General features: G+C 39.9%; 2 tRNA genes, 3 rRNA genes and 1 pseudogene. All 6 read left to right on the forward strand.

Going from position 1 to position 7,503, the window contains the following annotated elements:
• The first annotated feature begins 381 nt into the window (after nucleotides 1-381).
• A 16S ribosomal RNA gene (locus U5B17_RS09490) occupies nucleotides 382-1,892 on the forward strand.
• Between the two features lie 129 nt (nucleotides 1,893-2,021).
• Nucleotides 2,022-2,097 (forward strand) — tRNA-Ala (locus tag U5B17_RS09495).
• An 18-nt stretch (nucleotides 2,098-2,115) separates the two neighbouring features.
• A tRNA-Ile gene (locus U5B17_RS09500) sits at nucleotides 2,116-2,192 on the forward strand.
• Nucleotides 2,193-2,607: 415 nt separating this feature from the next.
• Nucleotides 2,608-5,516: ribosomal RNA gene (locus U5B17_RS09505) — 23S ribosomal RNA — on the forward strand.
• Between the two features lie 124 nt (nucleotides 5,517-5,640).
• Nucleotides 5,641-5,759: ribosomal RNA gene (gene rrf / locus U5B17_RS09510) — 5S ribosomal RNA — on the forward strand.
• Together the 16S, 23S and 5S rRNA genes with 2 tRNA genes alongside form the textbook arrangement of a ribosomal RNA operon.
• A gap of 1,234 nt (nucleotides 5,760-6,993) precedes the next feature.
• Nucleotides 6,994-7,230 (forward strand): annotated as a pseudogene (locus U5B17_RS09515) (ComEA family DNA-binding protein); the annotation flags it as partial.
• Between the last annotated feature and the right edge of the window lie 273 nt (nucleotides 7,231-7,503).

Below are 7,503 nucleotides of genomic sequence, written 5' to 3' on the forward strand. Positions count from 1 at the left end.
TTTAATGTAAGTAAACCCCAAATTTACTTACATAATCTATATTTATTTTTTATACTCATCTTATTGCTATATATTATATATTTCTACACTGTTTTTAATATTTTTTCAATTTTTTAAAATTCTTTTTTATATTTAAGGGATATTTAAGCACTTATCATATATAATTCCAGCTCACGAGTTGAGAGAAACCACTTTTAACCTTCTTGAGTTAATAAAGCTTTCCTTTTTATCGTTGTTCTTTTAAATTATATAATGTTAAACTATTAGTCAATCTTTGAAATCTAAACAAGTGATCGATTGAGCCAGTTTGTTTATTATAACAAACTAAAACTAATAAATAAAAAACAAAAGTTTTTAGATTAAAAACTTCATAAATTAATTTTTATGGAGAGTTTGATCCTGGCTCAGAGTGAACGCTGGCGGCGTGCCTAATACATGCAAGTCGAACGGAGATTAAGTAGCTTGCTATTTAATCTTAGTGGCGCACGGGTGAGTAATGTATAGTTAATCTGCCCTACACTGGAGGACAACAGTTAGAAATGACTGCTAATACTCCATACTCCTTCTTAGCACAAGTTAAGTTGGGAAAGTTTTTCGGTGTAGGATGAGACTATATTGTATCAGCTAGTTGGTGAGGTAATGGCTCACCAAGGCTATGACGCATAACTGGTCTGAGAGGATGATCAGTCACACTGGAACTGAGACACGGTCCAGACTCCTACGGGAGGCAGCAGTAGGGAATATTGCTCAATGGGGGAAACCCTGAAGCAGCAACGCCGCGTGGAGGATGACACTTTTCGGAGCGTAAACTCCTTTTGTCAGGGAAGAACCATGACGGTACCTGACGAATAAGCACCGGCTAACTCCGTGCCAGCAGCCGCGGTAATACGGAGGGTGCAAGCGTTACTCGGAATCACTGGGCGTAAAGGACGCGTAGGCGGATTATCAAGTCTCTTGTGAAATCCTATGGCTTAACCATAGAACTGCTTGGGAAACTGATAATCTAGAGTGAGGGAGAGGCAGATGGAATTGGTGGTGTAGGGGTAAAATCCGTAGAGATCACCAGGAATACCCATTGCGAAGGCGATCTGCTGGAACTCAACTGACGCTAAGGCGTGAAAGCGTGGGGAGCAAACAGGATTAGATACCCTGGTAGTCCACGCCCTAAACGATGTATACTAGTTGTTGCTTTGCTAGTCAAGGCAGTAATGCACCTAACGGATTAAGTATACCGCCTGGGGAGTACGGTCGCAAGATTAAAACTCAAAGGAATAGACGGGGACCCGCACAAGCGGTGGAGCATGTGGTTTAATTCGAAGATACGCGAAGAACCTTACCCGGACTTGATATCCAACAAATTTTGTAGAGATACGAAAGTGCTAGCTTGCTAGAATGTTGAGACAGGTGCTGCACGGCTGTCGTCAGCTCGTGTCGTGAGATGTTGGGTTAAGTCCCGCAACGAGCGCAACCCACGTATTTAGTTGCTAACGGTTAGGCCGAGCACTCTAAATAGACTGCCTTCGCAAGGAGGAGGAAGGTGTGGACGACGTCAAGTCATCATGGCCCTTATGTCCGGGGCGACACACGTGCTACAATGGCATATACAATGAGACGCAATATCGCGAGATGGAGCAAATCTATAAAATATGTCCCAGTTCGGATTGGAGTCTGCAACTCGACTCCATGAAGCCGGAATCGCTAGTAATCGTAGATCAGCCATGCTACGGTGAATACGTTCCCGGGTCTTGTACTCACCGCCCGTCACACCATGGGAGTTGATTTCACTCGAAGTCGGAATGCTAAACTAGCTACCGCCCACAGTGGAATCAGCGACTGGGGTGAAGTCGTAACAAGGTAACCGTAGGAGAACCTGCGGTTGGATCACCTCCTTTCTAGAGTACAAACTGATAAGTCTCACAACTATCAGTTCAGAAATGAGAACTCAATCACACTTGTTTAGTTTTGAAAGATTGACAGCTAATAAAGATGTATCCTTCTATTAAATTTTAGAATGATATTCTGGGGAATTAGCTCAGCTGGGAGAGCGCCTGCTTTGCACGCAGGAGGTCAGCGGTTCGATCCCGCTATTCTCCACCAGAAAAATTAAAATGTAAAGGGCCTATAGCTCAGCTGGTTAGAGTGCACCCCTGATAAGGGTGAGGTCACAAGTTCAAGTCTTGTTAGGCCCACCATTAAAGCTTTATATAAGCTCTTTTTAGCTATAATCATAGCCCTTAAATGCAGTGTTATAATAGTTTTAAAGTCTAAACCAAGTACTTTTTTGAGTATTTAGTTTAGACTTTTATTGTCTAATGTTCTTTGAATTATCATTGTTAAGAGTCACAAACAAGTTTTTAATAAAAACAATTTTACAGGACTTGTTAAAGATCTTAGATTTTACTCTCTTGCATTAAATGCAGAAGTTTGACATCACAAGATTTTATGGGATTTAAAAACTTATCCATACTATCTGTCAATGCTTTCCGTCTTGGAGATTAAAATTTAGATGTAGTAACTCAATTTAAAAGCTAGTCTTTTTAAATTTATATGTTATCTTTAGCAAGGAAGTGATGCGAATTAGAATATACAACAAAATATACTAATAAAAGGTAAGCTACTAAGAGTGAATGGTGGATGCCTTGGCTAGTAGAGGCGATGAAAGACGTGCCAGGCTGCGATAAGTCTCGGGGAGCCGTCAAGGGGCTTTGATCCGGGAATTTCTGAATGGGGCAACCCAACTGATAGAGATGTCAGTTACCATATAATGGAGCGAATGTTGGGAATTGAAACATCTTAGTACCAACAGGAAGAGAAATCAATAGAGATTACGCTAGTAGCGGCGAGCGAACGCGTAAGAGGGCAAACCGTTAGTTTACTAACGGGGTTGTAGGACTGCAATATAGACTAAACAAAGCTAATAGAATGATCTGGAAAGGTTAAGCGTAGAGGGTGATACTCCCGTATATGAAAGCGATGTTTTACTTAGCAGTATCCTGAGTAGGGCGGGACACGCGATATCCTGTCTGAAGCTGGGTCGACCACGATCCAACCCTAAATACTACTACTAGACCGATAGCGAACAAGTACCGTGAGGGAAAGGTGAAAAGAACCGAGGTGATCGGAGTGAAATAGAACCTGAAACCATTTACTTACAATCATTCAGAGCCCTATGATTTATCAGGGTGATGGACTGCCTTTTGCATAATGAGCCTGCGAGTTGTGATGTCTGGCGAGGTTAAGGAAACCCGGAGCCGTAGCGAAAGCGAGTCTTAATAGGGCGTTTAGTCAGATGTTGCAGACCCGAAACGATGTGATCTATCCATGAGCAGGTTGAAACTGGTGTAAGAACCAGTGGAGGACCGAACCCGCTAGCGTTGAAAAGCTATGGGATGACTTGTGGATAGGGGTGAAAGGCCAATCAAACATCGTAATAGCTGGTTCTCTCCGAAATATATTTAGGTATAGCGTCATGTAGTAACACTAGGGGGTAGAGCACTGAATGGGCTAGGGCATACACCAATGTACCAAACCCTATCAAACTCCGAATACCTAGTGTGTAATCATGGCAGTCAGGCGGCGAGTGATAAAATCCGTCGTCGAGAGGGGAACAACCCAGACTAACAGCTAAGGTCCCTAAATCTCATTTAAGTGGAAAACGATGTGAAGTTACTGAAACAACCAGGAGGTTGGCTTAGAAGCAGCCATCCTTTAAAGAAAGCGTAATAGCTCACTGGTCTAGTGATTTTGCGCGGAAAATATAACGGGGCTAAAATGAGTACCGAAGCTTTAGACTTAGTTTTACTAAGTGGTAGGAGAGCGTTCTATTCAGCGTTGAAGGTATACCGGTAAGGAGTGCTGGAGCGGATAGAAGTGAGCATGCAGGCATGAGTAGCGATAATTGGGGTGAGAATCCCCAACGCCGTAAACCCAAGGTTTCCTACGCGATGCTCGTCATCGTAGGGTTAGCCGGGTCCTAAGCAAAGTCCGAAAGGGGTATGCGATGGAAAATTGGTTAATATTCCAATGCCAACATTATTGTGCGATGGAAGGACGCTTAGAGTTAAAGGAGCCAGCGGATGGAAGTGCTGGTCGAAAGGTGTAGATTAAGATCCAGGCAAATCCGGATCTTTTTAAGTCGAGACCCTACAGGCGTTTGAAGTTCTTCGGAATGGATAGCGAATCCTTGATACTGTCGAGCCAAGAAAAGTTTCTAAGTTTAGATAATGTTGCCCGTACCGTAAACCGACACAGGTGGGTGGGATGAGTATTCTAAGGCGCGTGGAAGAACTCTCTCTAAGGAACTCTGCAAAATAGCACCGTATCTTCGGTATAAGGTGTGCCTAACTTTGTGAAGGATTTACTCCGTAAGCATTGAAGGTTACAACAAAGAGTCCCTCCCGACTGTTTACCAAAAACACAGCACTCTGCTAACTCGTAAGAGGATGTATAGGGTGTGACGCCTGCCCGGTGCTCGAAGGTTAATTGATGGGGTTAGCAGCAATGCGAAGCTCTTGATCGAAGCCCGAGTAAACGGCGGCCGTAACTATAACGGTCCTAAGGTAGCGAAATTCCTTGTCGATTAAATATCGACCTGCATGAATGGCGTAACGAGATGGGAGCTGTCTCAGAGAGGGATCCAGTGAAATTGTAGTGGAGGTGAAAATTCCTCCTACCCGCGGCAAGACGGAAAGACCCCGTGGACCTTTACTACAGCTTGATACTGCTATTGGGATAAAGATGTGCAGGATAGGTGGGAGGCTTTGATTATATGACGCCAGTTGTATATGAGCCGTTGTTGAGATACCACTCTTCTTTATTCTGATAGCTAACTAGCCTAAGTTATCCTTAGGTAGGACAATGTCTGGTGGGTAGTTTGACTGGGGCGGTCGCCTCCCAAAATGTAACGGAGGCTTACAAAGGTTGGCTCAGAACGGTTGGAAATCGTTCGTAGAGTATAAAGGCATAAGCCAGCTTAACTGCGAGACATACATGTCAAGCAGAGACGAAAGTCGGTCTTAGTGATCCGGTGGTTCTGTGTGGAAGGGCCATCGCTCAAAGGATAAAAGGTACCCCGGGGATAACAGGCTGATCTCCCCCAAGAGCTCACATCGACGGGGAGGTTTGGCACCTCGATGTCGGCTCATCGCATCCTGGGGCTGGAGCAGGTCCCAAGGGTATGGCTGTTCGCCATTTAAAGCGGTACGCGAGCTGGGTTCAGAACGTCGTGAGACAGTTCGGTCCCTATCTGCCGTGGGCGTAAGAAGATTGAGGAGAGTTGACCCTAGTACGAGAGGACCGGGTTGAACGAACCACTGGTGTATCAGTTGTCCTGCCAAGGGCATCGCTGAGTAGCTAAGTTCGGATGTGATAAGAGCTGAAAGCATCTAAGCTCGAAGCCAACTCCAAGATGAATCTTCTTTTAAGAGCTCTAGTAGACTACTAGTTTGATAGGCTGGGTGTGTAATTGATGAAAGTCATTTAGCTGACCAGTACTAATAGCTCGTTTGCTTATCTTTTTAAGCATCACTTCCTTGTTAAGGGTAACCTTACAAGAGGTTGTTTTTATAAACTTCTTTGACTCTTGACATTCAAACGCAAACAGTGTTAAATAAGATTTACTTGTAAGTTTTATTTAACACTGCTCGTGGCTATACAGACGAGGAAACGCCTTGCTCCATCTCGAACCAAGAAGCTAAGCTCGTCATGGCTGATGATACTCTCCCTTACTGGGATGTTGGGAAAGTAGGTCGCTGCGAGCTTTGTTAATTATGCTTTTATTTTACAATCATTTCTTATTTTATATTCATAGTTATTTATATCTTTATTTTTATACTAGTTTGTTTTAGAGCTATTTCTATTATTAGATTTTTAATATTACATTTTTATAGTCTAAAAAAGTGTAAAGTTTTTAGAAAGTAATATAAAATAATTTTTACTATTTTGATTTTAAACAAGATGACTCTAAACTTATATTAGGTATTTATCACTAAAATTCATCATACTTTTATCTCTTATAATTTTTTACAATTATAAAATTTATATCTTTATTTATTTGGGTATTTGCCTTGTTAGCTAAATTTATAAAATATAGCATGTTATGTTTGTCAACTCTTATTTTTACTGAGTTTTATCTTGTCTTGCGGTTACTGTGTTTATATAATTAAAGCTAATAATCTTGGTTTTAATTATAATTGGTATTTGCTTAACTTATATTTGCTATTAGGAGTTATCTTTATTATAAATTATAAAAAGTAAATAGACATATATAATCATTAAACTAAATATAAAAACCATCATTGCTAATTGAGTCTATATATTTATATCCAGCTCTCTAGTTTGCTTCTAATTTAGTTTAATGTCTTATTAGTCCAAAAATTTAGCCCAATAGTTTTTATCGTTTGCCATTTTCTTTAAATTTTTCACTATCGATAATACCTAAGAGTGTCCAAGTGGAGGCTTTTTATATCATAATTTACAAAACAATATATGAAAATTCTATTTTTAGTTAAGATTTTAGCTCATCAATACCGATTTGCCCGCTGCTACTAAAGGCATTATAGTATTGTTATTTATACATTTTTGCGCGTGTGATTATACACTGCCCGTTTGCAAAATACTTGTATAGACAAAAGCTCTTGGATATAAGAAAGTCTTGGTTTTAAAAGATGTCTTGGGTGCTACTAAGGCTATGAGCTTGGATTTTAGGTGTTTGCATGATTTTTTAATCCTTTTTATGCTCTTAAATCAAAAATCATTATATCCCCCCCCCCTATATATAAAACAAAGCTTAAAAAGTAAAATGCTATTTATACTTTTAGACATAGGATTATTATAATCTTACAAATAATGCCTATAAAGTAAGGTGCGTTATAGTAAGGCTTATCCAAGGCATATAAATAATATTATTTAGCTATCATTGCATACTTTGGTATAGTTACATTTTATTTAATGTATTAAAATATAATGAATTAAATTTTATACAAAGGATATATAATGAGCTTTAAAAAACTACTACTAGCAAGTCTATTTGGTGCTACTTATTTGTTTGGTGTAGTAAATATAAATACCGCCACAAAAGAGGAGCTTATGAGTATTAATGGTATAGGTGATAGTAAAGCTGATGCTATAATAGAGTATCGCAAGACAAATAAATTTAATAGTATAGATGATATTAAAAATGTAAAAGGTATAGGCAATACTACATTTGAAAATATCAAATCAGACCTATCAACTAGTGGAAAGACAACTATAAATACAGATAGTGTAAAAGATAAGGTTGTTAAAAAGAGTAAAAAGATGGGCGAAAAACTAGATGATGCTAAGAAAAATGTTAGCGATAAGGCTAGTAAGCTTAAAGATAAGGCAGTAGATGTAAAAGATGATATGAAAGAAAAGGCTAAAGATCTAAAGGATAAAGCGGCTAAGAAGACAAAGGAAGTTAAAGAGTCAGCGGTTAAGAAGACAAAAGAGGTTAAAGAGAAAATTTCTGAGTGAGGGGGGCTC

The sequence above is a fragment of the Campylobacter australis genome, assembly GCF_050586305.1.
Lineage (GTDB): Bacteria > Campylobacterota > Campylobacteria > Campylobacterales > Campylobacteraceae > Campylobacter_A.